At 70.3% G+C, this 25,898-nt stretch carries 28 protein-coding genes and 1 tRNA gene; 15 read left to right on the top strand and 14 right to left on the bottom strand.

Annotated features, from left to right (window positions below; translation table 11 throughout):
* Window positions 1-4: 4 nt before the first annotated feature.
* Window positions 5-403 carry a PQQ-binding-like beta-propeller repeat protein gene (locus tag ACOZ35_RS01770; RefSeq protein WP_424014777.1) on the top strand — a complete coding sequence of 133 codons (399 nt, stop codon included), beginning with the start codon at window positions 5-7 and terminating at the stop codon, window positions 401-403.
* Between the two features lie 23 nt (window positions 404-426).
* On the opposite strand, the gene ACOZ35_RS01765 is transcribed toward ACOZ35_RS01770, so the two are convergent.
* Window positions 427-624 carry a DUF5800 family protein gene (locus ACOZ35_RS01765; protein WP_424014776.1) on the bottom strand — a complete coding sequence of 66 codons (198 nt, stop codon included), beginning with the start codon at window positions 622-624 and terminating at the stop codon, window positions 427-429.
* Window positions 625-715: 91 nt separating this feature from the next.
* Window positions 716-895: a DUF5786 family protein gene (locus ACOZ35_RS01760; RefSeq protein ID WP_424014775.1), complete on the bottom strand. Its 180-nt coding sequence runs from the start codon at window positions 893-895 to the stop codon at window positions 716-718.
* Window positions 896-1,074: 179 nt separating this feature from the next.
* Here ACOZ35_RS01760 and ACOZ35_RS01755 point away from each other — a divergent pair, with 179 nt between their 5' ends.
* Window positions 1,075-2,277 carry a polymer-forming cytoskeletal protein gene (locus ACOZ35_RS01755; RefSeq protein WP_424014774.1) on the top strand — a complete coding sequence of 401 codons (1,203 nt, stop codon included), beginning with the start codon at window positions 1,075-1,077 and terminating at the stop codon, window positions 2,275-2,277.
* Between the two features lie 108 nt (window positions 2,278-2,385).
* Here the strand turns inward: ACOZ35_RS01755 and ACOZ35_RS01750 are convergent, their stop codons facing one another.
* Window positions 2,386-3,156: a ribonuclease H-like domain-containing protein gene (locus ACOZ35_RS01750; RefSeq protein ID WP_424014773.1), complete on the bottom strand. Its 771-nt coding sequence runs from the start codon at window positions 3,154-3,156 to the stop codon at window positions 2,386-2,388.
* Between the two features lie 176 nt (window positions 3,157-3,332).
* On the opposite strand from ACOZ35_RS01750, the gene ACOZ35_RS01745 reads away from it, so the two are divergent.
* A complete protein-coding gene (locus ACOZ35_RS01745) occupies window positions 3,333-4,016 on the top strand; it encodes a glycerophosphodiester phosphodiesterase (RefSeq protein ID WP_424016094.1) in 684 nt (227 codons plus the stop codon).
* A gap of 26 nt (window positions 4,017-4,042) precedes the next feature.
* Window positions 4,043-4,777 carry an SOS response-associated peptidase gene (locus ACOZ35_RS01740; RefSeq protein WP_424014772.1) on the top strand — a complete coding sequence of 245 codons (735 nt, stop codon included), beginning with the start codon at window positions 4,043-4,045 and terminating at the stop codon, window positions 4,775-4,777.
* A 31-nt stretch (window positions 4,778-4,808) separates the two neighbouring features.
* On the opposite strand, the gene ACOZ35_RS01735 is transcribed toward ACOZ35_RS01740, so the two are convergent.
* Both ACOZ35_RS01735 and ACOZ35_RS01730 read right to left on the bottom strand, forming a co-directional pair.
* The gene (locus tag ACOZ35_RS01735) at window positions 4,809-6,266 is read right to left on the bottom strand and encodes a small ribosomal subunit Rsm22 family protein (protein ID WP_424014771.1); all 1,458 of its coding nucleotides are present in this window, start codon (window positions 6,264-6,266) and stop codon (window positions 4,809-4,811) included.
* Between the two features lie 26 nt (window positions 6,267-6,292).
* The gene (locus tag ACOZ35_RS01730; protein WP_424014770.1) at window positions 6,293-7,066 is read right to left on the bottom strand and encodes a prephenate dehydrogenase; all 774 of its coding nucleotides are present in this window, start codon (window positions 7,064-7,066) and stop codon (window positions 6,293-6,295) included.
* A 151-nt stretch (window positions 7,067-7,217) separates the two neighbouring features.
* Here ACOZ35_RS01730 and ACOZ35_RS01725 point away from each other — a divergent pair, with 151 nt between their 5' ends.
* A complete protein-coding gene (locus ACOZ35_RS01725) occupies window positions 7,218-8,273 on the top strand; it encodes a M42 family metallopeptidase (protein WP_424014769.1) in 1,056 nt (351 codons plus the stop codon).
* A 70-nt stretch (window positions 8,274-8,343) separates the two neighbouring features.
* On the opposite strand, the gene ACOZ35_RS01720 is transcribed toward ACOZ35_RS01725, so the two are convergent.
* The gene (locus ACOZ35_RS01720; protein ID WP_424014768.1) at window positions 8,344-9,723 is read right to left on the bottom strand and encodes an MFS transporter; all 1,380 of its coding nucleotides are present in this window, start codon (window positions 9,721-9,723) and stop codon (window positions 8,344-8,346) included.
* Between the two features lie 107 nt (window positions 9,724-9,830).
* Window positions 9,831-10,511: a DsbA family protein gene (locus ACOZ35_RS01715; protein ID WP_424014767.1), complete on the bottom strand. Its 681-nt coding sequence runs from the start codon at window positions 10,509-10,511 to the stop codon at window positions 9,831-9,833.
* A 111-nt stretch (window positions 10,512-10,622) separates the two neighbouring features.
* Here ACOZ35_RS01715 and ACOZ35_RS01710 point away from each other — a divergent pair, with 111 nt between their 5' ends.
* Window positions 10,623-11,045 carry a DUF5779 family protein gene (locus tag ACOZ35_RS01710; RefSeq protein ID WP_424014766.1) on the top strand — a complete coding sequence of 141 codons (423 nt, stop codon included), beginning with the start codon at window positions 10,623-10,625 and terminating at the stop codon, window positions 11,043-11,045.
* A 65-nt stretch (window positions 11,046-11,110) separates the two neighbouring features.
* Here the strand turns inward: ACOZ35_RS01710 and ACOZ35_RS01705 are convergent, their stop codons facing one another.
* A complete protein-coding gene (locus tag ACOZ35_RS01705) occupies window positions 11,111-12,727 on the bottom strand; it encodes a long-chain-fatty-acid--CoA ligase (protein WP_424014765.1) in 1,617 nt (538 codons plus the stop codon).
* Window positions 12,728-12,826: 99 nt separating this feature from the next.
* On the opposite strand from ACOZ35_RS01705, the gene ACOZ35_RS01700 reads away from it, so the two are divergent.
* From ACOZ35_RS01700 to ACOZ35_RS01685, 4 genes are all read left to right on the top strand, one after another.
* Window positions 12,827-13,066: a hypothetical protein gene (locus ACOZ35_RS01700; RefSeq protein WP_424014764.1), complete on the top strand. Its 240-nt coding sequence runs from the start codon at window positions 12,827-12,829 to the stop codon at window positions 13,064-13,066.
* Between the two features lie 118 nt (window positions 13,067-13,184).
* Window positions 13,185-13,259 (top strand) — tRNA-Met (locus ACOZ35_RS01695).
* Window positions 13,260-13,517: 258 nt separating this feature from the next.
* Entirely contained in the window at window positions 13,518-14,129 is a 612-nt protein-coding gene (locus ACOZ35_RS01690; protein WP_008445717.1) for a translation initiation factor IF-2 subunit beta, read from the top strand.
* A gap of 61 nt (window positions 14,130-14,190) precedes the next feature.
* The gene (locus tag ACOZ35_RS01685; RefSeq protein ID WP_424014763.1) at window positions 14,191-15,366 is read left to right on the top strand and encodes a M24 family metallopeptidase; all 1,176 of its coding nucleotides are present in this window, start codon (window positions 14,191-14,193) and stop codon (window positions 15,364-15,366) included.
* A gap of 71 nt (window positions 15,367-15,437) precedes the next feature.
* Here ACOZ35_RS01685 and ACOZ35_RS01680 read toward each other — a convergent pair whose 3' ends face one another.
* The 3 genes from ACOZ35_RS01680 to ACOZ35_RS01670 all read right to left on the bottom strand — a co-directional run bounded on the left by ACOZ35_RS01680 (window position 15,438) and on the right by ACOZ35_RS01670 (window position 18,907).
* The gene (locus ACOZ35_RS01680) at window positions 15,438-15,590 is read right to left on the bottom strand and encodes a hypothetical protein (RefSeq protein WP_424014762.1); all 153 of its coding nucleotides are present in this window, start codon (window positions 15,588-15,590) and stop codon (window positions 15,438-15,440) included.
* A gap of 86 nt (window positions 15,591-15,676) precedes the next feature.
* Entirely contained in the window at window positions 15,677-18,070 is a 2,394-nt protein-coding gene (locus tag ACOZ35_RS01675) for an ATP-dependent DNA helicase (protein ID WP_424014761.1), read from the bottom strand.
* Between the two features lie 180 nt (window positions 18,071-18,250).
* Window positions 18,251-18,907, bottom strand: coding sequence for an HAD family hydrolase (locus ACOZ35_RS01670; RefSeq protein WP_424014760.1), 657 nt, complete (start codon window positions 18,905-18,907; stop codon window positions 18,251-18,253).
* Window positions 18,908-19,045: 138 nt separating this feature from the next.
* Here ACOZ35_RS01670 and ACOZ35_RS01665 point away from each other — a divergent pair, with 138 nt between their 5' ends.
* Window positions 19,046-19,495 carry a TIGR00725 family protein gene (locus ACOZ35_RS01665; RefSeq protein ID WP_424014759.1) on the top strand — a complete coding sequence of 150 codons (450 nt, stop codon included), beginning with the start codon at window positions 19,046-19,048 and terminating at the stop codon, window positions 19,493-19,495.
* A gap of 55 nt (window positions 19,496-19,550) precedes the next feature.
* Here ACOZ35_RS01665 and ACOZ35_RS01660 read toward each other — a convergent pair whose 3' ends face one another.
* From ACOZ35_RS01660 to dph2, 3 genes are all read right to left on the bottom strand, one after another.
* A complete protein-coding gene (locus ACOZ35_RS01660) occupies window positions 19,551-20,627 on the bottom strand; it encodes an ATP-binding protein (RefSeq protein ID WP_424014758.1) in 1,077 nt (358 codons plus the stop codon).
* Between the two features lie 99 nt (window positions 20,628-20,726).
* A complete protein-coding gene (locus tag ACOZ35_RS01655; protein WP_424014757.1) occupies window positions 20,727-21,881 on the bottom strand; it encodes a methionine synthase in 1,155 nt (384 codons plus the stop codon).
* Window positions 21,882-22,007: 126 nt separating this feature from the next.
* Window positions 22,008-23,051, bottom strand: a complete 1,044-nt coding sequence (gene dph2 / locus ACOZ35_RS01650; RefSeq protein ID WP_424014756.1) for a diphthamide biosynthesis enzyme Dph2 — start codon at window positions 23,049-23,051, stop codon at window positions 22,008-22,010.
* A 178-nt stretch (window positions 23,052-23,229) separates the two neighbouring features.
* On the opposite strand from dph2, the gene ACOZ35_RS01645 reads away from it, so the two are divergent.
* The 4 genes from ACOZ35_RS01645 to ACOZ35_RS01630 all read left to right on the top strand — a co-directional run bounded on the left by ACOZ35_RS01645 (window position 23,230) and on the right by ACOZ35_RS01630 (window position 25,896).
* Window positions 23,230-23,889, top strand: a complete 660-nt coding sequence (locus tag ACOZ35_RS01645; RefSeq protein ID WP_424014755.1) for an alpha/beta hydrolase — start codon at window positions 23,230-23,232, stop codon at window positions 23,887-23,889.
* Between the two features lie 69 nt (window positions 23,890-23,958).
* Window positions 23,959-24,333: a YlbF family regulator gene (locus tag ACOZ35_RS01640; RefSeq protein ID WP_424014754.1), complete on the top strand. Its 375-nt coding sequence runs from the start codon at window positions 23,959-23,961 to the stop codon at window positions 24,331-24,333.
* Between the two features lie 94 nt (window positions 24,334-24,427).
* Window positions 24,428-25,171, top strand: a complete 744-nt coding sequence (locus ACOZ35_RS01635) for a MinD/ParA family ATP-binding protein (protein WP_424014753.1) — start codon at window positions 24,428-24,430, stop codon at window positions 25,169-25,171.
* 104 nt (window positions 25,172-25,275) lie between these two features.
* Entirely contained in the window at window positions 25,276-25,896 is a 621-nt protein-coding gene (locus ACOZ35_RS01630; protein ID WP_424014752.1) for an RAD55 family ATPase, read from the top strand.
* Window positions 25,897-25,898 lie beyond the last annotated feature (2 nt).

Here is a 25,898-nt window from a genome sequence, read left to right as displayed (position 1 = left end):
CTTTGTGAGGTACTGGGACTGGCGCTTCGAGACGGGCGACCTCTCGATGACGGGGCCCGCGATCGACGCCGAGCGCGACGTGGTGTACATGGGGAGCCACGACGACCACCTGTACGCGCTCGACGCGTCGACGGGCGAGATGGAGTGGCGCTTCCGGACCGGCCGCCCGCTGACCGGCTGCGCGACGACGACCGGCGACCGCGTGCTGACGGGCTCGAAGGACGGTACCCTCTACGCGCTGGACGCCGACTCCGGCAACGAGGTGTGGCGGGTCGAACACGACGGGTGGATAACGAGCGCGCCCCGCGTCGTCGACGGAGAGATCTACTACGCCGAGCGCGCGCCGGACCCGAACGGCGGCGACGTCGACGGCGGCGGCTACAAGCTCGTCGCCGCGGAGTGAGGGCGAGCGGTTCCGCTCGTAGTTTATAAGACGTCGCCGATCCGGACCGGCTCGCCGTCCAGCTTCGGGTCCTCGGCGACGATCGTCAGGACCTCGTGGTCGGTGACGTCGCGGTACGACTTCCCGGTCGCGTCCTCGATCAGCGTCTTCTCCAGCTCGAACTCGGTCCCCTCGTAGACGACGTCGACCCCGCGGTCGGTGAACGTCAGGTCGGTACTCATGCGTCGGCGTAGGCGGCGAATCTGTAAAAGGAGCGCGACACGGCTCGGGCCCCGCTGGGGGCTATCGGGCGTGGGGGTCTCTCGTCGGTAGCTACTCCTCGTCGTCGTCCCGCATCTCCGAGAGCCGGCCGACGAGGTCGTCGGTGTCGGCGTCGCCCTCGATGGTGACGTCGCCGTCGTGGTCGTTCTCGTGGACGTTGACCGCGTCGTCCTCGTCGGTGTCGACGTCCTGGTCCTTCTGTTCGCTCTCGTCGTACGATCCGAATCCCATGAGTGTCTCTTCGGCGGCGCACTGAAAAGCGCAGCGACCGTGATCCGCCGCGGTAGGGGTTCACGTCCCGGTCCGGAAGGAGGTTCTGCGGATCTGTGCCGACCTGACGCGGCGCGCACGCGTCCGACGCCCGTCCGACGCCCCGTACCGTTTATAGGCGCGGGGCGACTGCTCCCGGTGTGTCGCTGCGAGGAGACGGTCCGATAGAGGAGCTCGCGATCCCCTCGGGGACGACCGTCGAGGAGCACGACGTCGTCGTCGACGGCGACGTGCTCGTGGGCGGGCAGTCGACCGTCGAGCTCGGCGTCCGCGGCCGCAACGTCGCGATCGGCGAACGCGTGAGCGTCGCCAACGACATCGAGGCCGAGGGCGACTGCCGGCTCGACACGTGGTGTTCCGTCGACGGGAACGTGCTGGTCGGCGAGGACGCGTACCTCGGCGAGCGGGTGACCGTCACCGGCCGCCTGATGGTGTCGGGCGACCTCGACATCGGCGACGACGTGACGATCGAGGAGGGGTTCGAGGCCAACGGCTGGATCGTCATCCGGAACCCGGTACCGACGATCGTCTTCTACTTCATCGTCCTCTCGCAGCTGCTGCGCGTCGGCGAGACCGACGCCGCCGACGAGCTGGCCGAGGCGCTCGCCGACGGCGACGACGTCCGCGACCCCCTGCTGGTCCCGCGGAGCGCCGAGATCTCCGACGACGCCTGGCGCGTGTCGACGCCCGCGACCGTCGGCGACGACTGCCGCCTCCACGGCAACCTCCGCGCGGCGTCGATCCGCGTCGGCGAGCGCAACGAGGTGTTCGGCTCGCTGCGCGCCCGCGAGGACGTCACCGTCGGAGCCGACACGGTCATCCACGGCGACGTGACGACCCGCGGCGGGACCGTGACCGTCGAGAGCGGCGCGCGCGTCCTCGGCGACGTCTCCGCTGGCGACCTCGTGGTGTACGACGGCGCGGAGATACAGGGAACGCTCCGGGCCCGCGGCGAGATGAAGCTGATCCAGGAGACGGACGGAGAGGATGACGACGCAAGCGAGACCGACGAGGCCGACGACGTGGACGAAGCGGACGCCGACGACGTGGACGAAGCGGACGCCGACGACGTGGACGAAGCGGACGCCGACGACGTGGACGAAGCGGACGCCGACGACGGCGACGCCGAGACCAGCGGCGACAAATCCGAGACAAACGACGAGCCGGTCGAGATCGAACCGTCGGCGTCCGGCGACACAGATGGACGGGAGCCCGACGACGAAGAGGCCGACGAGGCCGACGACGAGACCGCCGAGACCACCGACGACGAAGAGGCCGACGAGACCGACGAGGAGGCCGCGCCGGTGACCGCGGACGCGGCGACAGCAGAAGACGAGTCCTGAGCGCGGACGAGTTGGGCGTCTAGTCCGGCGGAATTCTCCTGCGCGCCCCCGAGTTCGACCGTACGCCGCGACAGTCCGTACCCGCCGCCCGCGAGCTACGGGTTCCGCTCAGTCGCCGTCTCCGTCCGGAGCGGCGACGAACAGCTCTTCGTCGAGCCGCGCACAGACCTCGTCTGCGAGCGTCTGTAGGTTCACGGTGTCCTCGCGGTTGTACGAGACGAGCGTCTCCAGCGCCGCCTCGTCGCCGCGCTCGTACTCGCGCCAGAGGCGGACCGCGTCGCGCCCGGAGATGTCCGGTCGGTCGCGGTCGATCCCGAGCTGTTTCTCGATCGGCTTCAGCCCGCCCGAGAGCCCGATCCGCTTCGCGGGGTACATGAGGTCGAGGTGGGGCGTGTCGACCTCGAGGTCGAAGGAGGTCTCAAGGAAGGGGATGTCGAAGCGCGCGCCGTTGAACGTCGCGAGCAGGCTCGCGTCAGCGAACTGCTCGCGGAGGCGCTGCGCGGTGAGGTCATCGCCCGCGACGAGCGTCGTCGTCTCGCCGCCCTGATGGAAGCTGACCGTCGTCACGCGGTCGCGCCGCTCGTCGAGGCCGGTCGTCTCGATGTCGAAGAAGCAGGTCTCCTCGCGGAAGTTCTCGTAGAGCCGCCAGCGCTCGCCCGAGGGGAACTCCCGGTCGAAGTAGGCGGAATCGCCGTCGTCGAGCCGCGCGAGCGCCTCCGCGATGAACGACTCGATCCGGTCGGCGGTCGTCGACCCCACCCCCGCGACGTCGACCGCGGGGTCGAACTCCTCCCACGTCGTGACCCCTCGCTCCCAGAGGCGCCGTTCGGTCGTCTCGCCCACCCCCTCGACGGGGATGAAGCTGTTCTCGATGCGCATATCCGTCCCGGAGCGACGCGCGGCCAAAAACCCGACGGGACCGGCCGCGCGGCAAGATTGGGGGGAAGTGCTAACACGGTTCGAGCCCGAACCGGGACCATGATCGACCGAGTGAGCCGACCGAGGGGTAAGGCGTGAACGGCGAAACGACCCGGACGAACCCGGCCGACGTCACCATGATTGGCCACCGCGGCTGCGCGGGGCAGTACCCGGAGAACACGGTCGAAGCCGTCGAGCGCTCCGCGCCGCACGTCGACGCTGTCGAGATCGACGTGCGTCGGTGCGCGAGCGGCGAACTCGTCGTCTTCCACGACGCCGAACTCGACCGGCTGACTGACGCGTCCGGGAGCGTCGCAGACGCCGACTGGAACGATCTCCGCGAGCTGACGGTCCTCGACTCCGGAGAGCCGATTCCGCGACTCAAAGAAGTGTTCGACGCGGCGCCCGACAAGCTCCTCGTCAACGTCGAACTCAAGGAGTCGGGCGTCGCGGGCGACGCGCTCGACGCGGCCCGACGAGCCAGCAACGATGTGCTGTTCTCGTCGTTCCATCCCGAGGCGCTGACGGCGCTGCGGGACCGCGACCCGGCGACGGACCGCACGCTGCTCGTCGCGGACGGCACGCCGGAGAGCGTGGTCGAGACGGCGACCGACCTCGGCTGCGTCGCGGTCCACCCGCCGATCGACGTCGCGACCGAGCCGGAGTTCGTCGAAGCGGCACACGTCGCCGGGCTCGCTGTGAACGCGTGGACCGCGGTCGACCGCGCGGACGCGGAGCGGCTCCTCGCGGCCGGGGTCGACGGGGTCATCGCTGACCGCTGGGACGTACTCTCGGGGTCGGCGCGATCGTCGCGAGATTAAGTGGGTCCCGCCCCAACGTTGTCGACATGTGCGGCCGCTACACCCTCTTCACCCCGACCGACGACCTCGAGGAGCGGTTCGGCGTCGACTTCGGCAATCGCGAGCCGAGCTACAACTGCGCGCCGGGGCAGTCGCTGCCGGTGATCGCGGACGAGGACCCCGAGGAAGCGACCCGGATGGAGTGGGGGCTCACCCCCTCGTGGGCCGACGAATCGTTCGACCTCATCAACGCCCGAGCGGAGACGGTCCGCGAGAAGCGGAGCTTCGCCGACGTCTTCGAGCGCCGGCGCTGTCTCGTCCCCGCAGACGGCTTCTACGAGTGGGTCGGCGGGGACCGAGGTTCCGGGAAGACCCCCTACCGCGTCGCCTTCGAGGACGACCGACCGTTCGCGATGGCCGGAATCTACGAGCGGTGGGAGCCGCCCACGCCGGAGACGACCCAGACCGGGTTGGACGCGTTCGGCGGCGGAAGCAGAGACGGAGACGATGGAGCCAACGACGACCCGGACGTGATCGAGACGTTCGCGATTGTGACCACCGAGCCGAACGACCTCGTCACGGACCTCCACCACCGGATGGCGGTGATCTTAGACCCCGATGCCGGCGAGGAGGAGACGTGGATCCGGGGTGACGCGGACGAGGCCGCCGCGCTGCTCGACCCGTATCCGAGCGACGAGCTGACCGCACACCCGGTGTCGACGCGGGTGAACTCGCCGAGCGTCGACGCGCCGGACCTGATCGAGCCGGTAGCTGGTGACTGAGACGTTCGGTTCCGGCGATGGTCTCGGCCGTTCAGGGCGCGACCAAGTCGACGACCGTTTCGTCGTCGACGACGACGTTGTACGCGCCCTCGTCCTCGTTCCAGAGGACGAGCCCGTTCTCGACGAAGACGACCGACCCGTAGCCGGCCTCGCGGAGGTCGCGGTTCAGCGTCGTCTCGCGCGTACAGACGAGGTAGTGGTCGGTCGCCTGCGAGCCGTCGCCGACGCGATAGAGGGCGTTTTCGCCCTCGCTCAGGTCGTGGCTCAGCTTCACCGCGAGCAGGTTCACCCGGTCGGTGACGTGGCGCTCCGACTCGGCCATGCGCGCGCACCGCTCCGCGCTCGCCTCGACGTCGACGCGCCGTTTGCCGTCCGAACGGAGGATCGAGTACGCGAACTGCACGTCGACGTTGACGAACTCGCCCGGCTCGTCGGTCTCGCCGCGCGCCGTCGCCTCGTCGAGCCGGCGCTGGAACGGCGGGACCGCGAGGTCGGCGGCGACATCGAAGGACCAGCCCGGATCGGTCGGGACCGCGTCGGGCCACAGCCGCAGCGCCGGCGAGTATATCTCGGCGTCGCGGCCGGGGTCGCCGCCGGAGGCGACGACCTCGCGCTCGACCCGGCGGAGCCCGATCGCAGTGTTCCGGTCCGCGGGCGCGAACGCAACGAGGCTCCCGTCGGGCGCGAGCGCGTCGAGCGCGGCGTCGGCGACCGCAACCGGGTCGTCGAGCTCCGAGAGGACGTTGCCGAAGACGACGAGGTCGAAGGGGTCGTCCGTGGCGGAGGCAGGTCCTTCCGCCTCGTCGAGCCCGAGGAACGCCTCGGCCGTCGTCTCGTGGACCGTCGTCCGGAAGTTGCGGCCGGTCTCCTCCAACATCCGGTCGAGCACACCGGTCGCAGCGCTCGGCTCGACGGCGTGGTAGTCGACGACCGCGTCCTCGGGGAGGTAGTCGTGGAGCCCCAGCGCGGGGCCGCCGACGCCGGCGCCCACGTCGAGGACGCGGAGCGTACGGTCGAGCAGGCCGTTCTCGGTCAGGTCGTCGAGGACGTAGCCGACCGTCGCGTAGTACGCCGGCAGGTGGTAGATCGCGTAACCGAGCGCCGCGACGCGGTCGTACTCGACCTCGTTCTCGTAGAGGTAGTCCGTCTTCATCCGGCGGACGCGCTCGCGGAGTTCGTCGCCGGACTCGCCGCGGTGCCAGTTCGCGCCGTACTCGCGGACGAGCAGGTCCTCGACCGCGAACGCGTACGCCTCCGGCAGCGCCTCGGGCGCCCAGCCCGGCGGGTCGACGGGCGACTCCTCGACGGGGACGAAGGCGCCGTCCTCGCGCTCGCGGAGCCGGAGGTCGAACGCCTCCTCGCGGAGCGTCTCGCGGACGACCGCCGGGTGCGGGGTCCCCTCGATGTACTCGGCGATCTCTTCGGGGTCGATCGGTCTGACGTTGCGCAGGTAGTTCGCGTTGTTCCGGACCGCAGTTCTGTCGATCATTGGATTTTCGTCTGTCTCGGGTCGTCTCACTCCAGCCGGTCCCGCCCCTCGCCGTCGCCGCGGGCGCGCTCGTAGAGGGCGGCGAACGCCTCGTCGTCGGCGTCCGCGATCGCCGCTGCGGCGTCGGCCACGTCCTCGGCGCCGTCGAAGGCGCGTTGGATCTCGGCGTACACCGCGGGCGACCCCTCCGTGACGGTGTCGGCCACCTCGTCGAGCGCGGCCGACACGGGGGTGTGGAACTCCTCGCGGACCGGGTCCGCGGCGAGCCGCCACGCGAGCACCGCGGCGTGCGCGCCCGCCTGAACCGTCTCCATCGCCGCGTCGTGCTCGTCCGCTGTCGTCTCGAAGACGTCGTTGCCGCCGGCCCCGATCGATTCGGTGAGCCCCTCGACGGCCGGCCCGCCCTCGTCGACGACGACCGCGACGTTGCCCGGGACACGCGGCGGGGCGAACAGCGGGTGGTAGCTCGCGCGTTCGAGGTCCGGGGCGTGCTCGCGCATCGCGGCGAGGGCGTCGGTCATCTCGCCCGAGACGTCGACGATCGCCCGCTCCGCCCGCGGCGCGTACGCCTCGACCGCCGCGGGCACCGCCGACATCGGCACCGCGAGGCAGACCGCGTCGTGGACGGAGTCCCCGTCGACATCGACCGTCCGCGCGTCGCGACCCGACGCGGCGTCGGCAGCGACGGACGGGTCGCGATCGACGAACGCGACGCTCGCGTCGACCGGCGCGGCCTCGGCCGAGACGGTGTCAGCGACCCAGCGCCCGATCTCACCGGCGCCGACGACGAGGAGGTCCATCGGTTACGGGATCCGAGGCGACGCGCCGGTTAAAAGGACTCGCCTCGGGGCGGAGCGGGCGCTCGGCGCTGCGTCCCGCCGAGCGGATCGCGGGAGCGCCCGTTCTGCCGCGACCCCCGGACTTTCACGCGCGACCCGCAAGGGTCGGGACGTGACCGCGAACCCCACGCTCAACTTCGACCTGCTCGCGCGACTGGCGGACGCCCCCGGGCCGGTCGGTCGCGAGGACGGCATCCGGGACGTCGTGCGAGACGAACTTCCCCCCGTCGACGCCGTGCGGACGGACGCGATGGGCAACGTCATCGCGACCGCTGAGGGAGACGCAACTCCCGGCTACGAGGTGCTCGTCGCCGCGCACATGGACGAGATCGGGCTCGTCGTGAGCGACGTCGACGACGACGGCTTCCTCTCCGTAGAGCCGCTCGGCGGCTGGAACCCGGACGCGCTCCGCGGCCACCCGGTCACCGTCCACGCCGAGGACGGGGAGTACGGCGCGGTGGTCGGCGTCACGGCAGCGCACACGGCCGCCGAGGCGGCGCCGGACGAGTGGACGCTCGACGACGCGCACGTGTTCACCGGGCTCGACCCCGCGGCGGCCGCCGAGACGTTCCGCGTCGGCGACGTCGTCACGTTCGACGGCGACCTCCGAGAGATCGGGCGGTGCGTCGCCGGCTCCTCGCTCGACGACCGCGCGGGCGTGTACGTGCTGCTGGAGGCCGCGCGGCGCGCGGATCCCGACGTGACGGTTCACTACGCCGCGACCGTTCAGGAGGAGGTCGGCCTGCGGGGCGCGGCCGCCCTGGGTGTAGACGTCGACCCAGACCTCGCCGTCGCGATCGACGGGACGCTCGAGCAGTCGTACCCCGGCGTCGACCCTGCGGACGCGATATCGAAGCTCGGCGACGGCGTGGGCGTGAAACGGAAGGACGCGAGCGTCGTCCCGACGCCCGCGGTCGTCGAACGGCTCGAGTCCCTCGCCGAGGAGCGCGGAATCGACTTCCAGCGCGAGGTGGCTCGGAACATCGGGACCGACGCCGGCGCGCTCCAGAACGCCGGAGGCGCACGACCGGTCGGCGCCCTCTCCGTCCCCGTCCGGTACCACCACTCCGCCGTCGAGACGGCCGACGCGCGCGACGTCGAGGCCGCAGTCGACCTCCTCACCGCCTTCCTCGACACCGAGGACGGCGAGGGGTACGCGCCGAGCTGATCCCGGCCCGCGAGGAGGCACGTGACAGCGACGGCGCGTCGACCCCTTTCTCGGTCCCGTCGAAGCGACCTCACCCCTCCGCGCCGAGGCGGCCGATCACGCCCGCGCCGGGCGAGATGGAGCGGACCGCGGGCAGCAGCGCGATCGCGATGGCCAACTCCAGCCCACCGACCGCGAGGAACGCGGGCGTGTAGCCGAACGCGTCCGTGGCGCTCCCGCCGATGAGAAAGCCCGTGAGGAAGCCGAGCGAGCCGAACACGTTGAACAGGCCCATCGCCGCGCCGCGCACCTCCGGCTTGACGAGGTCGGTGACGAGCGCCATCGTCGCCGGAGCCATCAGCGCGCCGCAGACGCCGACCAGCACCATCAGCCCCGCGGCGATCGGGTACGCCGGCGCGACGCCGACGCCGATCGTGACGACGCCGTACGCGAGCGAGCCGGCCACCACAGGGAGGAAGCGCCCGATCCGGTCCGAGAGCGCGCCGAACGGCGACTGGAGCAGCGCGAACGGGACGAAGAAGAGCGCGAGTGTCGCGCCCGCCCCGGCCGCGGAGAGGCCGAACGTCGCCGGATCCTGGAAGTAGTAGACGCCGACCAAGGCGAAAAAGCCCGCTGTCAGGCGGTCGACGAAGCCGAACGCCAGGGGGACGAGGAGGCCGGGCGTCGTCCGGGCGCGGGCGAGCACGTCGCGGAAGCCGACGTCGTCGGTGTCGGTCGCCTCGGCGTCGGCTCCCGGTTCCGTCGTCGCCGTCGCCGTTCCCGACGTGGCCGCCCGGTCGTCGACGGTCACCGCGAGCAGTCCCGCCGCGGCCAGCACGACGGCGCCGGCGTACACCGGGTACAGCGCGCCCATATCGGCGAGCGCCCCGCCGACGACCGACCCGACCGCCGCCCCGAGCCCGATCGCGAGCCCCGCGGTCCCCATGTTGCGGCCGTTGCCGCCGCGCAGATCCATCAGGAGCGTGATCGAAAGCGAGAACGCGCCGATGGTGAGCGCGCCGCCCACCACTCTGACGAGGAGCGCGGCCTCGAAGCCGAATCCCAGGCCCGGCAGCGACGCGAGCGCGACGTACGAGGCCGCGCCGCCGAGCGCGCCGGTGACGATCAGCGGGACCCGCGTCCCGAGCGCGTCCGAGAGCGCGCCCCAGACGACCGCGAACGTCACGAACGCGCCGAACTCGGCGACGAGGAACCACATCCCGGCGTCGATGCCCGCGGGCGCGCCGAGCGCCACGACGAGGCCCGGCACGCCGGGGTAAAGGAGGACCTGCGAGATCAGCACCGCGAGGACGACCGCACCGAGGCGACGGCGTTCACCGGCGTCGGCCTCGGCCGCGGCCGCAGCAGATGGGTCGCCGTCGACCGAGCTGTGGCCGTCGATCGAGGCGTCGCCGTGGCCGGAGCCGTCGGCTTCGGCGGAGGGATCGGCGTCCGGGTCGGCGTCGCTCATCTACTTATAAAACGGGGCGAACGGGCAAAAGATCGACGCTCCGGGAATATTCGCTCAACGGTCGCGGCGGCGCCCGTTCGGTTCCGACGGGGCTCGTCGCGCGCGTTTCAGAGTTCGGCGTCGATCGCCGACGCGATCGATTCGGCCGCGTACCCGTCCTCGACGGGGCTTCCGTTCACGAAGATGGTCGGCGTCCCCTCGACGCCCATCGACGCGCCCTCCGACCTGTCGTCCGCCGACGCCTCTCCGTACGCCGCGAACCGCGCGTCGGACAGCACCGCGCAGGGGTCCGCGCCGGCGGCCTCCGCGGCGGCGCCGAGCGTCTCCCCGCTGTAGCTCCCCTGCGACTCGTAGGCCGCCGAGGCGAACTCGAAAAACGCCTCGTCGCCGTTGCGTGCGCCGACGCCGCGGGCCGCGCTCGCGACGGGGACCGCCCACATCTCGTCGACCGGAAGCGGGAAGTCCCAGTGTTCGTACCGGATCTCGCCGGGTTCGATGTACTCCTCGCGGATGATCGGGAAGTGGTCGAGCTTGTAGCTGGCGCAGTGGCCGCAGGTGAAGTCCTCGAACGCCTGGACGACCACGTCGGCGTCGGGGTCGCCGAGGGTGGGTCGGTAGTCGAGGTTCGGGTCCGACGGCTCCGTCAGGTCGCAGTCGTACTCGCCGGTGTCGAGTTCGACGCCGCTGAGGTCGAGGTCGGTCCCGCCGCCACCGCCGAGACATCCCGCCGCGCCGACGACGCCGACCGCCGCACCGGCCGCGAGCAGGGACCGCCGCGTGCGTTTCATAGCGTCTGTTGGGGTCGGCGCGCACTTAACCACTCCGTGACCGGACTGCGGTCGGGGTCGGAGTGGGAGTCGCGTCCGAACGTTTTTGCCGCCTCCTGTCGACTCCCACGTATGAGCGACTGGGACCTCGACCTGCGGGACGCCGAAGCGAAGATGGACGAGGCGTTCGCGGCCGCCGGCGACGTCGTCCTCGGCGTCTTGGACGGCACGACCGACCCGGAGGAGTGGGTCCGCAGCGTCGATTACGGGAACACGCTGGTGTTGTCGATAGAGGGCGACCTCAACGAGCTCGCCGCCCCCTTCGCGCGCGACGTGAAGGAGATGGACGGCGAGCTGATGCACTTCCGCGGCTTCCTCGTCGTCACCCCGCCGGGCGTGAGCATCGAGGCCGACCGGCTGAGCGACTCCGGACACGGTGCCGACGATGAGAACGGTGACGACGGCGACCGGGGCGGCGACGGCGGCGACGCCGACGACGCAGCCGAGGGGAACGCCGGTGCGGACCGAAGCGGCGCAGCTGCCGACCAGAACTGAGTGAGTTGCTGAAAAAACGGAGCCGTTGACCGTTCGAGACGCCTCGCGAACGCGGCCGGCGTCCGCTACCCCTCGCCGACCATCCGCTCTTCCTCGTCCCACTCGCGCTCGCGCAGCTCGTACTTCTGGATCTTCCCGGTTGCGGTGGTGGGAAGCTCCGCGACGAACTCCACCTCGCCGGGCGTCTTGTAGTCCGCGACGCGATCGCGGACGAACGCCTTGAGTTCTTCTGGGGTCGCACCCGCGTCGTCGGGGTCGCCGCTCTCGGGGACGACGAACGCCTTCGGCGTCTCGCCCCACCGCTCGTCGGGCGCGGGAATCACGGCGACGTCGGAGACGACGTCGTGTTCGAAGAGGGTGTCCTCGAGTTCGATCGAGGAGATGTTCTCCCCGCCGGAGATAATGATATCCTTCTTGCGGTCTTGGATCGAGACGAACCCGTCCTCGTCGACGACCGCCAGGTCGCCCATGTGGTAGTACCCCTCCAGCCGCTCAGAGAACGCCTCCTCGGTGGCCTCGGGCTTGTTCCAGTAGCGGTCCATCACCTGGTTGCCGCGCACGACGATCTCGCCGATCGTCTCGCCGTCGGCGGCCACGTCTTCGCCGTTCTCGTCGACGACGCGCACGTCCGTGCCGAGGTAGCCGATCCCCTGCGTCTTCTTCACCGCGAACCGGTCGTCGGCCCCCTCGTCGAAGTGGCGCTTCGCGTCGGAGGTAGTGATAAGCGGGCCCGTCTCGGTCGCGCCGTACACGTGTTTGAGGTCCCAGCCGAACTCCTCCTCGACGGTGCGGATCGTCGCCTCCGGCGGCGCGGCGCCCGCGGTGGCGACCCGCACGTCGTTGTCGCCGGTCGTTTCGCCGCCGTGTTCGGCGTGGTGGTCGCCGAGCATGTTGAGGACGGTCGGCGCCGCACAGAAGTACGAGACGTCCTCGCCGCGGATCCGGTCGAACGTCTCCGCGACGTCGACCCCGCGGGTACAGACGTGCCGGGCGCCCGCCCCTGTGATCGCGTAGATGTGTCCCCACCCGTTGACGTGGAACATCGGCAGCGTCCACAGGTACACGTCGTCGTCGGCGATCTCTTGGTGGATCGAGATGAGGTACGCGTGGAGCGTCTCGGCGCGGTGGGTGCGACAGACGCCCTTCGGGTCGCCGGTGGTCCCGGAGGTGTAGTTGATCGTGATCACCTCGTCTTCGTCCATCTCCGGGCGCTCGTAGGCGTCGGGGTCCGCGTCGTCGAGCGCGGCCTCGAACGACTCCCAGTCGCCCTCCACGGCGTCCGCGTCGTTCGTGAGGAACGTCTCCGTGGGCACCTCGTCGCGGATCACCTCGACGTTCTCGGCGTACTCGGCGTCGGCGTAAATTGCGTCGACGCCGGCGTCCGAGAGCATGTACGAGAAGTCGTCGGGCGTGAGCCGGTAGTTCAGCGGCGTGTGAACCGCGCCGACCTGCATCGCGCCGTAGGCGGCCTCCAGGTGGTAGTGGGTGTTCGGGTCCAACACCGCGACCCGGTCGCCCTTCTCGATCCCGCGCGCCTGAAGCGCAGCGGAGAAGCGGTCGGCTCGTTCGCCGAGCTCCGCGTACGTGTATCGCGTCCCGTCGACCGCGAGGACGGCCTCCTCGTCGGCGTAGTGGCGCCGCGCCCGGTCCAGAAAGTCCGTCGTCAACAGCGGCTTATGCATCGTCTATCACTATCGATGATGTGTGAAATCGTTTGCGGCCGACGCAAGGGACGGACGGTCGCGGGAGCCTTTTCACGGTCGGCCGCGGAGGGGTGAGAAATGAGCGACGAGTCCGAGGGGTCGGCGTTCAGCGAGGGGTACGTGATTCCGATCGCGGGACTGCTGTCGTTCATGTTCGCGCTGATGGCGGGACTTACCGCACAGCGGGCGCTTTCCGGCGGCCCGGCCGACGTCGCGGTGACCGTCGGCTTCGCCTTCGTGGCGGTCCTCGCGCTCCGGATCCGGATGAAGGCCGTCGCGGCGAAGACGAGCGACGACGGGGACGCGAGCGAGGAGTGACGGAGGGACTGATTTCGGCCGCCCGCGCGAGGGTTCGCGACCGCCAAGACGCGTGGACGAATCGCACACCGGCGTCGGGATCAGAACCCTTAACAGTCGCACCCGATTGTGCTACGATAGCGGGATGGGATAGCCAGGAGATTCCGCCGGGCTCATAACCCGGAGATCGGTAGTTCAAATCTACCTCCCGCTATCTTTTGTCGACGACAGTGAACGCCGAGCGCAGCGAGGCGTGAACAGCGTCGTCGACGAGATAGCCCCGAGGAGATTTGAACCAGGGAACGGAGCGAAGCGGAGTGACCGTGGTTCAAATCTCCCTCCCGCCATTTTCTGTCGAAGCCGAACGACTCCTGGCCGACTGCTACCCTCCTAGCGACGCTGCTCTCCGTTCGAAACCGCCATCGACTCCGAACCCGGAAGCGATTTCCGTCGCGCTGTCGTTTCCTCGCGTATGGATTACGAATCGAGCCTCGACCGCGCGATGGATGAGGTACCGGATCTGGGCGGCTCCGACGAGCGGCTGTCGGTCCCGGACCCGGAATGGCAGAAGGACGGGGCGTTCACCCGCCTGACGAACCTCTCCGGAATCGCCGACGCCCTGAGCCGCGACCCAGAACACGTCCACTCGAAGATCCAGCAGGAGCTGGGGACCGCGGGCCAGTACGAGGACGGCCGCGCGCGCTACAGCGGGAACTTCCGCGAGCGCGACTTCCAGGCCGCGATCGACTCATACATCGAGTCGTTCGTCACCTGCTCGGAGTGCGGCCTCCCAGACACGCGACTGGAGACCGAGAACCGGACGCCGATGCTCCGCTGTGAGGCCTGCGGGGCGTTCCGACCGGTGGCGAAGCAGAACACCTCCAACACCCAGCGGCAGGAGGACGCCGTCGAGTCGGGCAACACGTACGAGCTCGAGATCGTCGGCACCGGCCGCAAGGGCGACGGCGTCGCCGAGCGCGGCGAGTACACGATCTTCGTCCCCGGCGCGCAGGAGGGCGAGACCGTGACGGCGTACATCAAGAACGTCTCCGGCAACCTCGCGTTCGCCCGCCGCGAGAACTGAGTAGGGCGTCCCCGCGTTCCGCTACCCGACCGTTTATCCGCGCGTTCCCGTATCCTGAGCCATGGCCACGCGACTTCCAGAGTCGGCCTTCACGGACCGGCTCGCCGCGGTCCGAGACCGGCTCGCCGACACCGACGCCGACGCCGCGACCTGGGTCGGCGCGACGGCGATAGAGTACCTCACCGGCTTCCACCACATCCAGACGGAGCGCCCGGTCGTCCTCGCGGTCACCGACGACCGCGTCGAGATCACGGTTCCGAGACTGGAGGTCGAGCGGGTCGAGCCCAATCCGCGGATCGACGCCGTCCATCACTACTTCGATTACCCCGGCGGCGAACCCGTCTCGGTCGCCGTCGAGATGCTGAACGGGCTCGGCGCCGATGCGATCGCCGCCGACGCGGACGGCCCGCCGGGCGTGATGGGGTACGAGGGACCTGCCTTCTCCGAGTACCTCGATGTCGAGACGCAGTCGTGGGTCGACCGGATGCGCTGGGCGAAGTCCGACGCCGAGGTCGAGTTGATCCGCGAGTCCGCGAAGTGGGCGAACCTCGGCCACCGCTACCTCGCGGACTTCTCCGAGCCGGGCGCGCACCCGGCGACCGTCTCGCAGCGCGCGTCGACCGACGCCTCCCGCGCCATGCTCGACACGCTCGGCGATTCGTACAGCGTCCGCGTCCGCGGCGACGGGCCGGTCCACGCCGGCTACATCTCCGGCGAGGAGACCGCGCTCCCGCACGGCCACACCCCGAACGAGCGGCTCTCCGAGGGCGACGTGCTGGTCACCGGCGCAACGGCGAACGTCGACGGCTACCGTTCGGAGTTAGAGCGGACGATGTTCGTCGGCGACTACTCCGACGAGCAGGAGCACTACTTCGAGCTCATGCTGGAGGCGCAGACGCTCGCCATCGACGCCCTGGGCCCGGGCGTGCCGGTGGCCGAGGTCGACGAGGTCGTTTGGGAGTACTTCGAGGAGCAGGGCGTGACCGACCTCGCGCAGCACCACGTCGGCCACAACATCGGGCTGGGCGCCCACGAGCCGCCGTACATCGACCGCGGCTGGGACGAGCGCTACGACGGCGACGACGCCGTGATGGCGCCCGGGCACGTGTACACGATCGAACCGGGGATCTACACCGACGAGTTCGGCTACCGCCACTCCGACACGGTCGCGATCACCGAGTCGGGGACGGAGCGGCTCACCAACTTCCCGCGTGACATCGACTCGAACGTCGTCTGAACGCAGCGTCGACCGACCGCACCGCCGGCTGAACGCGGGGCGACTCGCCGGCGTCGTCGCCGAGCCGATCGTCACTCCACCCGATCGACGGCGACGCGGTGCCCGGTCTCGTCGACGTGCTCGCGCCGGAGCGCGTCGGCGTCGTCCAGCGCGTCGGACAGGTGTTCGACCGAGCACTCGCGGCAGACGAGGTGATACCGTTCGTTCCGAGAGACGGCGTCCATACGTTCGACACGTCGTATACCCGCATAGTTACAAGCCGCCTACCGGCGAGTAACGCGCCGTTATCCGGCGGTAGGCGGACCCGCGCTCACTCGCTCGTCGCGGGAGCCTTGGACTCGAACCGGTCGAGCGCGACCTCCAGCATGTCCGGGCTCACCGGCTGGTACTCCTCGCGTTCGTGTTCGGGCAGGTACTCACGGACGCCGTTCCACGAGTCGCGCGCGTAGCGGGCGTCGAGCAGCACGCGGACGCCGCGCTCGTCCGGCCCGCGGATGACGCGGCCGACTGCCTGTCGGGCCTTTCGCACAGCGGGGACGGTGAGCGCCGTCTCGAAGCCCGACTCGAACCGGCGGTCGTAGGCGGTGATCACCGCGCGGGTCTGCGGTTGGGCCGTGTTGATGATCGGGACGCCGCAGACGACGGCGGCGGAGAGGCGGTCGCCGCGGTAGTCGACGCCCTCCGTGAGCGTCCCGCGGAGGCTCGTCACCAGCACCTTCCCGTCGCCCGCGAAGAAGTCGTCTTTCAGCGACTCCGTCTCGCGGTCGCCGGTGGACTCGTCTAAGAGGACCGGCTTGTCGAGGCGGTCAGAGAGCTCCTCGGCCATCCACGTCGCCTCCGCGTAGCTCGGAGTCCCGACGAGGACGTTGCCGTCGCGGCGCGCGATCGCGGCCGTCGCGTCGAGGTGTGCGAGCCGCGTCGGGTTCTCCTCGTCCGGCGCGCCGCGGTTCTGGTGGGTGAACTTCGGCGCGTCGACCGCGAGGCTCGCGCGGTTCTCCTCGGGGAAGGAGAGCCCGTACGTCCGCTCGACGACCGGGCGCCCGCGCTCCGCCAGGTGGTCGAGCCCGGTCACCTCCCGGAACAGGTCCATCGGCTCCAGCGTCGCGCTCATGAGCACGCCGCCGCCGAACTCGGCCAGCCGGTCGCCGATCGGCTCGCTTGGCAGGCAGTTGTGGAGCGCGAGGCGCGCGTTGTACGCCCGCCGCCACGAGTCCGGCGGCTCCGTCTCGTCGAACGTACGTTCGAGCTCGATCGCCCGGAAGAAGTCGGTGTGGCCCTCGCGGTACCAGGCGTTGAGGGTGCGGCCGACGCCCGGCGTCGCGCGCTGTTTGTCCTCGTCCTCCAGCGAGTCGAGCACGCGCTTGACGACCGCGCCGACCTGCTCGGCGCGCGCCCAAACCCGTTCTTCGTACCCCTCGTCGTCGGCCCACGCCGTGATCTCGTCTTCGCCCGGCTCCTCGGGGTCGCGGAGCGGGATCTCCGTATCGTCGAGCTCGCGCATCGACGCCCGCCAGTCCGGGCGCTCGCGGTCGAGGTGCGCAGTCACGCGCCGGTCGAGCTCGCCGCGGAGGTCGGCGTAGAACTCCCGGACGGCCTCGATCTCCTCGATCGTCACGTCCGCGTCCTCCAGCTCGCCGCGGACCAAGGCGGCGTCGTCGGACTCCGCGCCCGCCGACTCGAACGAGAGCGGCTGGACGACGCGAGTGAGCTCGTTCTCCGCGTCGCGGAGGCTCGCGTCCGCGACGGCGTCGCTCACGAGGTCGCGAACTCGCGGTTCGAGCATGTGCGCCTCGTCGCAGACGACGAACGTGGAGTCGTCCAACAGCGCGCCGGTGAACGTCCCGGTCGTCACGGGGTCGAACGCGTGATAGTAGTTGCCGATGACGACCTCGACCTCGGGCACGAGCGCGCCCATGATCGAGTGGGGACAGGAGCCGTGGCCCGCCGCGAGCCGGACGAGCTCGTCGGCGTCGACGTGGCCGAGTTCGGTGACGTCGAACGGGACCGCCTCCGCGGGGTCGCCGTCGTCGGGGAGGTCGTCGAGGAAGCCGGCGTAGAACGGGCAGAACTCGACGTCGTCGTACTCCTCGGTGTCGGGGCGGTACGGGGTCGGCTCCCCGTCGACGGAGAGGTAGTCGGCCGCCGGCGCGCCGCCCTCGTCGGACGCGTCGTCCGTCCCGGACGCGCCGCTCGCTGCGGAGCCGGAGTCCATGAGCCCGACCTGCTGGCTCCGCGCCTCGCTCACGAGGTTCGAGGTCGTCGTCGCGCCGCCGTCGCCGACGAGGTTGCGGGTGCGCTCGCGGAGCCCCTCGCAGCGCTCGTACACGTTCTCGCGGTCGATCCCGCCGCGGTTCTCCCGCGCGTACGGACAGACGTCCGCCTTGCCGACGAGGGTGAGTCCGGAGACGGGATCGTAGTCGCTCGGGAGGTCGTCGTTGATGGTGCGCAGGTCCGTCTCGAACTGGCGTAACTGCTGTTTGACGCTGGTGAGAACGAAGACGCGCTCGAAGTCTGAGTCCGGGTCGCGGACGCGGTCGAGCCCGGCGGTGAGCGCGAGCATCGTCTTCCCCGTCCCGCAGGCGCCCTCCAGTGCGAGGAAGCCGCCGTCCTCGGCGGCGTCGACGGCGGCGTCGATGCCGTCGGCCTGTTCGGGGTAGGGTTCGGGATGGCCGAAGAGGTCGGCCCACGGGGGCGAGTCGGTCACGGAAGCGAGTTACGCCCCATCCGATTTAAACGCTTCATCACCCGCCGCCGGGTCGCTGCCAACGGTGTTGACGCGTCGCTGTCGACGCGGCCGACGCGTCGCTGTCGACGCGGCCGACCCGTCGCTGAAGGGGCCGACGCGTCGCTGCCGGAATGTGAAGTACGCGGGAAGAACGCGGCCTCACTCCACGATGTCGTGGAGGTCGGAGAGCCGCTCGATCTCCCAGGTCGGCCAGACGTTCAGCTCCCAGTCGCGGCGGTGGGGGCGGCGGATGAACGCCGAGTCGATCCCCGCGTTCTCGGCCGCGCGCACGTCCGACTCGTTGTCGCCGACGAACAGGGCGTTGCCCGCGTCGAGATCGCCGAGCGCCTGCTCGATGTAGTGGGGGTTCGGCTTGCGGAGCTGGAGCGAGTGGATCGTGGGCTCGCGGCCGTACGCGGCGCCCATGCGGTCGAAGCCGTCGAAGTGGTCGACGAGGAAGTCGACGGTCGCCTGCTGGTTCGACGAGACGATCCCCATCTGGACGTCGAGGTCCTGGAGCTCGTCGAGGTCGTCGTAGGGGGTCTTGCGCCCCTCGCGGGCCTCCTGCTGTTGCGCTCGCGACACCACGTCGTCGCGCGTCCGCCAGAACGACCCCGGATCGAGGTCGTACGTCTGACAGACGGTGCCGACGCTGCCGGGGGTCGCACCGATGGTCATCTGCTCTACGTCGTCCGGATCGGGCTCCTCGACGCCGCACTCCTCGAACGCGTTCCGGGTCGCATCCCGGAGCACGTCGAAGCGCGTGCGGCCCACGAGGACACCGTCGTTGTCGAACACGACGGTATCGTACGTCATAGGCCTCATTCGCGGCGGGCAGGGATAAGGGTTTCAGTGGCGGTTTCAGCGCCGAGAATTGGTTCGTTGCGGCCTTGCTCCGCCGTAACCGGTCTCCTATCGGTCGGTTTTACCTACCGGCCGGCCGAGGTGCGAGGCATGCGCGTCAGCGTCATCGGCGGCAGTTCGATCGACGAGCAGACGGCGGCGGTCGCGGAGGCCCTCGGCGAGCGGCTCGCGGAGCGCGGCCACGTCGTCGTCTGCGGCGGTCTCGGCGGCGTCATGGAGGCCGTCTGTCGCGGCGCCCGCGCAGCCGACGGCGAGACGATCGGGGTCCTGCCGACGGACGACCGACGAGACGCGAACCCGCACGTCACGGTGCCGATCGCGACCGGGATGGGTCACGCGCGCAACGCGCTCGTCGTCATGAACGGCGACGCCACGATTGCGGTCGACGGCGCGGGCGGCACGCTCTCGGAGATCGGGCTCGCGCTCGCGCAGGGGCGTCCGGTGGCCGGCCTCGACACCCACGACGTCGACGGCGTCGAGGCGGTCGACTCGCCCGCGGCGGCGGTGGAGTACGTCGAGCGGGCCGCGCGGATGGACTGACTCCGGCGAGGTCGTGCGTCGGCCCCGACGAGTTCGTGCGTCGGCCTCGGCCGGGTCAGTCGTCGTACTCGACACCAGTTATCTCGAACCTAGCGCCGCCACGCGAGCCCTTCGAGACGGCGACCTCCCATCCGTGAGCGCTGGCGACCTCGTTGACGATGTTGAGGCCGAACCCTGTTCCGTTCGCGTCCGTCGTGTACCCCACCTCGAACACGCGCTCGCGCTCCTCTGGGGGAATCCCCGGGCCGTCGTCCGCCACGAAGAACCCGGACGGGAGGACGGCGCCGGCGCGCGTCGTCGTGTACATGGGGGAGATGTCGCCGACGACGACGGTCACGTCCTCGCCGCCGTGGTCGACAGCATTTCGGAATAGGTTCTCGAACAAGCGCTTCAGTCGGCCTCTGTCCGCGAGTATCCGGCGGTCGGTGTCGACGACGAGCGTCGCGTCGCCGCTCGCGACGTTCGCCCAGCACTCGTCCGCGAGGGCGGACAGCTCGACCGGTTCGAGCTCCCCCGGCCGCTCGCCCTGCTTCGCGAGCGTCAACAGGTCGGTTATCAGTTCGAGCGTCCGGTCGACCGCGGACGCCGCGGTCTCGACGTGGTCGAGGTCGCCCTCGCTTCGCGCCATTTCGAGCCGCCCCTGCGCGACGTTGAGGGGGTTTCGCAGGTCGTGCGAGACGCCGTGAACGAACCCCTCAAGGCGGTCGTGCTGTCGCTCCGCCTCCGCGACGGCGCGGGCGGACGCGACGGCGTTCGAGATCCGGTGGACGAGAACCGGCGTTCGGTTAGAGTTGGCGTGCGCCCGGGCGACGTCAGTGGCACCCGCCTCGAACGCCTCAGCCACGGCCGGCGCGTCGAGCGGCTCGGCGGGGCAGAACACGATCGGGAGAGACGGGTGTTCGTCGCGGACCGCCTCGACGGCGGGGAGGCCGGTCGGTTCTGCGGGCCGACCGACCGCCACCAGACAGTCGACCGGCGAGTTCCGGAGGATATCCATGGCCGCGTCGACCGCCGCGACCGGTTCGACGGCGAAGCGGTCGGCGGCGCGCTCAAGCGACGCCTTCAGCTCCGCCGCTCGGTCCCGCGTACTCGCGAGGAGGACGACGGCGATCGTACTTCCGGGAGTTGCCATCGCGGAGAACCCTCTCTGAACGCCCGTCCGCTTGGGTGATAAACGTTAGCGGGAAAACGTCAGTCGGAGAACCGGTTCGCGGCGTCGCACGCGGTCCGCTCAGGCGATCCGGTCGCTCGCGATCTCGGCGCCCTCGACGAGCGCTTCGAGCTTCGCCCACGCGATCTCGGGGTCAACCATGCCGAGGCCGGCCTGCGTGCCGAAGCCGCAGTCGGGCGCGGCGACGAGCGGCGTGCCGTCGTCGACCGCGTCCGCGACGCGCTCCAGCCGGTCGGCGATCGTCTCCGGGTGGTCGATGATGTTCGTCTTCACGTCGACGACGCCGGGGATGAGCGTCCACCCGTCGGGGAGAGGGTGTTCGGCGAACGCGCGGTACTCGTGCTGGTGGCGCGGGTTCGCCTGCTCGACGCTGAGCCCGGTGATGTCCGCCTCGTAGATCAGCGGCAGCATCTCGGCGAGGTCGGTGTCGAGATGATGGGGTCCCTCGTAGCTGCCCCAGCACGTGTGGAGGCGGACCTGCTCGGCGGGCACGTTCGCGAGCGCCTCGTTGAGCGCCTCGACGTGGAGCCGCGTCGCGTCCTTCGCGGCCGCCAGCGGCTCGTCCGCGTACGCCGCGGTGTGGCCGACCGTCAGCAGTTCGGGGGCGTCGATCTGGAGCGTGAGGCCGGCATCGGCGACGAGCTCGTACTCGGTCTTCATCGCCTCGGCGACCGCGAACAGGTACTCCTCGTAGTCGTCGTAGTGGTCGTCGACGTGCGTGGCGGTGACGACGCTCGGCGACGCCGCGGTCATGAACGCGTCGTCGACGTCGCGGCCCGCGGCCGCGAGCGCGTCGGTGAACTCGTCTATCTCCGCCTGCGCCTCCTCGCGCCCCGTGTACTCGACCGCCTCGGTGACGACCGGGTGCATCGAGAGGTCGATCACGTCGGTCTTGAAGGTCTCCTCGGCGTAGGAGGGGAACTCCTGAAGATCGGCCCACAGCTCGGTCTCCCGCTTCCCGTCGATGCCGCTCAGCCGGTCGGCGACGTACCAGTTGAACGAGACGCGGGACTGCTCGCCGTTGTTGATCGCGTCGAGGCCGGTCTCGACCTGTCGATCGACGACGTCGCGGGTCGCGTCCGCGACCGTCTCGTCCCACTCGTCGGGATCGACCGACTCGCCGTCCTGGCGGCGGGTGAGCAGGTCGAGCAGTTCCGGCGGTCGCGGCAGGCTACCGATGTGCGTGGTGGAGATGTGGCCGTCGTTCGTCGTCATCGATCGAAATGACGGGTCGCTTCCCCAAAAGGGCGGAGGATCCGGCGAGTGGTCGCGAGAAAATTCGGCGAACGATCTCGTGAGAAGAGAGTGCGTCTGAACGAGTCGGACCGGAGGTCCGCGGCCTTACCAGGTGTCGTGGAACGTGTCGAACTCGATCGAGTCGAGCGGCTTCTCGCCGATGGCGGCCTCGTACTCGCCGGGGGTCAGCATCGGCTTGTGGAACCGCGGACCGTCGTCAGTCGTGATCCGGGGGCAGCCGGTGTTGACGAACGCGTCCATGTCGAAGTTCCGCAGGCGGTCCGGTGTCACCTCGTCCATCGTGATCAGGTAGGCGTTCTCGTTGTTGTCGACGATCTCCTGGGCCTTCTCCCAACGGCCCTGGCCGATCTTCGTACAGAAGATGACGCCCCACTTCTCGGCGTCCATCGCCTTGTGGACCGAGGCGTAGCGCTGCTTGAGGAACTGGTCGTGTTCCGCGACCGACACCGCGTTGTTGACGGGGTCCGCGATGACGACGCGCTTGTCCGGGTGCTCCATCGCGAGCCCGACCGGGTGGAACTTCCCGCCGCCGACGTACAGCACCTGCTCGGCGTCGATGTCCGCGGAGGCGTAGTTACAGCCGAGCACCTGCCCCTCCTTGGTGAGGCGGTCGTCGCCCCGGCGGGTGTGGACCTCGTAGCCGCGCTCCTCGAGCCAGTCGGTCATCTCCTCGAACCGGTTCATGTGCTGGGCCGTCGTGACGAGCCCGACGTCGGCGTCCTCCTCGGGGGGAGTCAGCTCCTCGTCGAGCGCGTCCTCCATGATCGGGAAGGGGTCGACGTTCGAGAACAGCGGGACGTAGACGATGCTGTCGGACTCCTTCATCGGCGTGTGGCCGAAGTGGACGAACACGTCCGTCCGGCGCATCAGGTACGTGTCGAGGTCACAGGCGCCGTAGCAGGGCTGCCCGGAGAGCATGAAGGTGACGTCGTCGGGCGCGACCTCACGGAGGTCGTCGGCAACCTTCGGACCGCGGCGCTTGAGCCCCTCGGGAAATTGAAGACCGACCTTCGAGGCGTCGCGCTCCTCGATGGCCTCGAGAATTCGGTCGAGTTCGTAGTCCCACTCGCGGTCGTGTTTCAGGGCCATCCCCGTCTTCGTGAGGTCGCCCTCCGTGGAGCCGCTCATATCGAGCGAATTATGCGGCAGGACGGTTAAACGGCGCGTTCGGCAACGGGTGGTGTAACCCCTCCCGGTTACTAGCTCCGGGGTCAACGGCGTCGGCCGGTGTTCGCTCTCGCCGAGCGTCCTCGTGTGCCTGCCGCGGCCGACGGACCTAACGGCCGTCCCCGCCAACCGGCGGCCGATGACCGACATTCCGCTCGAGCACGTCCACGTCGCGCCCGACGACAGTCCCGACAGCGAGCCCGCGCCGGCCGTCTTCGTCCTCCACGGCCGCGGGGCGGACGAGGAGGACCTGCTCCCGGTCGCCGCCGAGCTGCCGGACGACCACCACGTCGTGAGCCTGCGCGCACCCGACCCGCTCCAGGGCGGGTACACCTGGTACGAACTCGACCTCTCCGCGGGCGGACTGGAGTCGAGCCAGCCCGACACCGAGGACTTCCGGCGGAGCCTCGATCTGATCGTCGAGAGCGTCGAGGCCGCGGTCGACGCCTACGGGCTCGACAACGACCGGATCGGCCTGCTCGGGTTCAGCCAGGGCGCGATCACGAGCCTCTCGCTCCTGCTGGAAGACCCTGACCGCTACGCGTGGGTCGTCGCGCTCCACGGTTACCTGGCGGAGTCGCACGCGGACCTGAATCCTGACGGGATCGAAGGCAAGCCCGTCTTCGTCGGGGCCGGCGCCGGCGACCGGGTGATCCCCGAGTCGCGGACGACGGCGGCCGTCGACCGGCTCGAAGCCGTCGGCGCAGCCGTCACGAGCGGGAGCTTCCCGGGCGGCCACGGCATCGGCCCGCAGGAGCTCGAGGCGGTCGTCGAGTTCGTCGTGTCGCAGACGGCGTAGCGGGCGCCGGAAGTCACCTCCGAGCCCCGGCTCCGGCAGGTTCAAACCGCTCGGCCCCGATGTCCGGATATGAGCGTCGAACAGGTCTCCATCGAGGACCTCGGTCGAGAGCTCGGCGAGCGGATCGCCGAAACCCCGGAGTACGAGCGCTTCGAGGAGGCGAGAGCCGCGGTCCAGCGCGACGAGGAAGTCCAAGAACGGATCGACGAGTTCGAGCAGCTGCGCGCGGAGTTCATGCAGGCCCGACAAACCGGACAGGCGACGAACGACGGGCTCCAGCGCGTCCAGGAGGCGCAAGACGAGCTCCATTCGATGCCGGTGATGAGCGAGTACCTCGACGCGCAGGACGAGCTCGAGGACACGCTCGAAACGGTCAACGAGGCCATCTCCGAGCCGCTCGCTGTCGACTTCGGCGGCGAGGCCGGCGGCTGCTGTCAGGACTAACTACGGACCGCCTCCGCTGTGGCGGCGGGCCGAGTGCCGAACCGCGCGGCGACTGCGGCCGACTTTTTATACCGGATACCGACCCACCCCCGCCGTGATAGCCGTCGCCGGCGGCAAGGGCGGAAGCGGAAAGACGACGACCACCCTCGGGCTCGCCCGCGCGCTCTCGCGGCGCGGCGCGCCGGTGGTCGCGGCCGACGCCGACTGGGACCTCCCGAACCTCGCGCGGCTGGCCGCTGAGACGAGGCCCGAGGGCCCGACGGAGAATGCTGAGGCCCCGACGGAATCCGGAGCCGAAGGCCCGTCGGTCGGCGCCGGCTGTCGCGCGGACGGGGCGGCCGCGCGGACCGTCCTCGACGCGGTCCGCGGGACGGAGCCGGTCCGTCCCGGTCGCTCGGCACCGACTGTGCTCGCGGCTCCCGATTCGTCGCGGTCCGTCGACGCCGGTGCGACGTTCGACGCGCTCGACGCCATGACGCCCGAGGGCGCGCCGGTGTTGCTCGACAGTCCGGCGGGCGCGTCGCCGGACGTGGCCGCGCCCCTGCGAGCGGCGGACCGCGCGCTGATCGCGACGCCGCTCCGGCGCGCCGCGCTCCGCGACGCGGCGAAGACGGCGGCGATCGCCCGCCGACTCGACTGCCCGCCGGTCGGAGCGGTCGTGATCGGCGAGACGAGCGTGCCGGACCGGGTGGCGACGCTGCTCGGCTGTCCTGTCCTCGGCGCGATTCCGGACGGCGGGGGCGCCCCGCTGTCCGACCCGGGCGTCCGGAGGGCGTACGACGGCCTCGCCTCGCGACTCGCCGAGACCGCGGCCGCGAGCAGGTGGCAGATCGCGTGAGGATCGCCCCCATCGGCGGCGCCGAAACGGCGGACGACGGGGTCGCGACCGGCCGAGAGAGCCGCCATCGACAGACCCAAGCGTCCACAGGCGGCAGCGATCGTATGGAGACGCTTCCGACTGGGATCTCGGTGCTGGACCGACAGTTCGGCGGAGGGCTCCCGAGCGGTAGCGTCGTCGTGTTGAAGGCGAACCCCGACAGCCAGTCCGAACTCATCGTAAACCGGTTCGCCCGGGTCCGGCAGTGCCGCTACCTGACGACCGTCCGGTCCGCCGACGCGGTGGCGGCGGCGCTCAGCCGCGACGGCGACGAGGAGACGACCGTCGAGGCCACGGACGACGCCGGCGACCTCCACGAGGTGGCGTCGCTGACCGACGACCTCCCCGAGGAGGCCACGCTGATCGTCGACTCCGTGGAGCCGCTGGAAGAGAGCGCGTCCCCGGCGGCGTACGCCGAGTTCCTCGACGGGGTACGGTCCCGGATCGACGACGCCGGCGGCGTCGCGCTGCTCCACGCGCTCCGCGGCGGCGAGGACCCCCAGACGCGACGCGTCACGGAGCAGGTCGCGGACGTGGTGTTCGACCTGCGAACCACCGTCACCGGGACCGAAATCGTGAACCGCCTCGTGATCCCCAAGTTCCGGGGGGGAGCCGCCCTCGAAGAGCCGCTGAAGCTGAAGCTCACCGACGAGGTCGCTGTCGACACGAGCCGCGATATCGCCTGAGA

This window comes from Halorubrum xinjiangense (assembly GCF_049604745.1).
Classification (GTDB): Archaea; Halobacteriota; Halobacteria; order Halobacteriales; family Haloferacaceae; genus Halorubrum; species Halorubrum xinjiangense_A.
This window is presented reverse-complemented; position numbering and strand designations above follow the sequence as displayed.

Coding starts and splice junctions, on each gene's coding strand:
- ACOZ35_RS01705 (WP_424014765.1), bottom strand. CDS start 12,727: ATGCATAAGCCGCTGTTGACGACGGACTTTCTGGACCGGGCGCGGCGC.
- ACOZ35_RS01730 (WP_424014770.1), bottom strand. CDS start 7,066: ATGGACCTCCTCGTCGTCGGCGCCGGTGAGATCGGGCGCTGGGTCGCT.
- ACOZ35_RS01680 (WP_424014762.1), bottom strand. CDS start 15,590: ATGGACGCCGTCTCTCGGAACGAACGGTATCACCTCGTCTGCCGCGAG.
- ACOZ35_RS01640 (WP_424014754.1), top strand. CDS start 23,959: ATGAGCGTCGAACAGGTCTCCATCGAGGACCTCGGTCGAGAGCTCGGC.
- ACOZ35_RS01715 (WP_424014767.1), bottom strand. CDS start 10,511: ATGAAACGCACGCGGCGGTCCCTGCTCGCGGCCGGTGCGGCGGTCGGC.
- ACOZ35_RS01740 (WP_424014772.1), top strand. CDS start 4,043: ATGTGCGGCCGCTACACCCTCTTCACCCCGACCGACGACCTCGAGGAG.
- ACOZ35_RS01665 (WP_424014759.1), top strand. CDS start 19,046: ATGCGCGTCAGCGTCATCGGCGGCAGTTCGATCGACGAGCAGACGGCG.
- ACOZ35_RS01645 (WP_424014755.1), top strand. CDS start 23,230: ATGACCGACATTCCGCTCGAGCACGTCCACGTCGCGCCCGACGACAGT.
- ACOZ35_RS01765 (WP_424014776.1), bottom strand. CDS start 624: ATGAGTACCGACCTGACGTTCACCGACCGCGGGGTCGACGTCGTCTAC.
- ACOZ35_RS01690 (WP_008445717.1), top strand. CDS start 13,518: ATGGATTACGAATCGAGCCTCGACCGCGCGATGGATGAGGTACCGGAT.
- ACOZ35_RS01735 (WP_424014771.1), bottom strand. CDS start 6,266: ATGATCGACAGAACTGCGGTCCGGAACAACGCGAACTACCTGCGCAAC.
- ACOZ35_RS01750 (WP_424014773.1), bottom strand. CDS start 3,156: ATGCGCATCGAGAACAGCTTCATCCCCGTCGAGGGGGTGGGCGAGACG.
- ACOZ35_RS01710 (WP_424014766.1), top strand. CDS start 10,623: ATGAGCGACTGGGACCTCGACCTGCGGGACGCCGAAGCGAAGATGGAC.
- ACOZ35_RS01745 (WP_424016094.1), top strand. CDS start 3,333: ATGATTGGCCACCGCGGCTGCGCGGGGCAGTACCCGGAGAACACGGTC.
- ACOZ35_RS01655 (WP_424014757.1), bottom strand. CDS start 21,881: ATGACGACGAACGACGGCCACATCTCCACCACGCACATCGGTAGCCTG.
- ACOZ35_RS01760 (WP_424014775.1), bottom strand. CDS start 895: ATGGGATTCGGATCGTACGACGAGAGCGAACAGAAGGACCAGGACGTC.
- ACOZ35_RS01630 (WP_424014752.1), top strand. CDS start 25,276: ATGGAGACGCTTCCGACTGGGATCTCGGTGCTGGACCGACAGTTCGGC.
- ACOZ35_RS01720 (WP_424014768.1), bottom strand. CDS start 9,723: ATGAGCGACGCCGACCCGGACGCCGATCCCTCCGCCGAAGCCGACGGC.
- dph2 (WP_424014756.1), bottom strand. CDS start 23,051: ATGAGCGGCTCCACGGAGGGCGACCTCACGAAGACGGGGATGGCCCTG.
- ACOZ35_RS01700 (WP_424014764.1), top strand. CDS start 12,827: ATGAGCGACGAGTCCGAGGGGTCGGCGTTCAGCGAGGGGTACGTGATT.
- ACOZ35_RS01660 (WP_424014758.1), bottom strand. CDS start 20,627: ATGGCAACTCCCGGAAGTACGATCGCCGTCGTCCTCCTCGCGAGTACG.
- ACOZ35_RS01670 (WP_424014760.1), bottom strand. CDS start 18,907: ATGACGTACGATACCGTCGTGTTCGACAACGACGGTGTCCTCGTGGGC.
- ACOZ35_RS01685 (WP_424014763.1), top strand. CDS start 14,191: ATGGCCACGCGACTTCCAGAGTCGGCCTTCACGGACCGGCTCGCCGCG.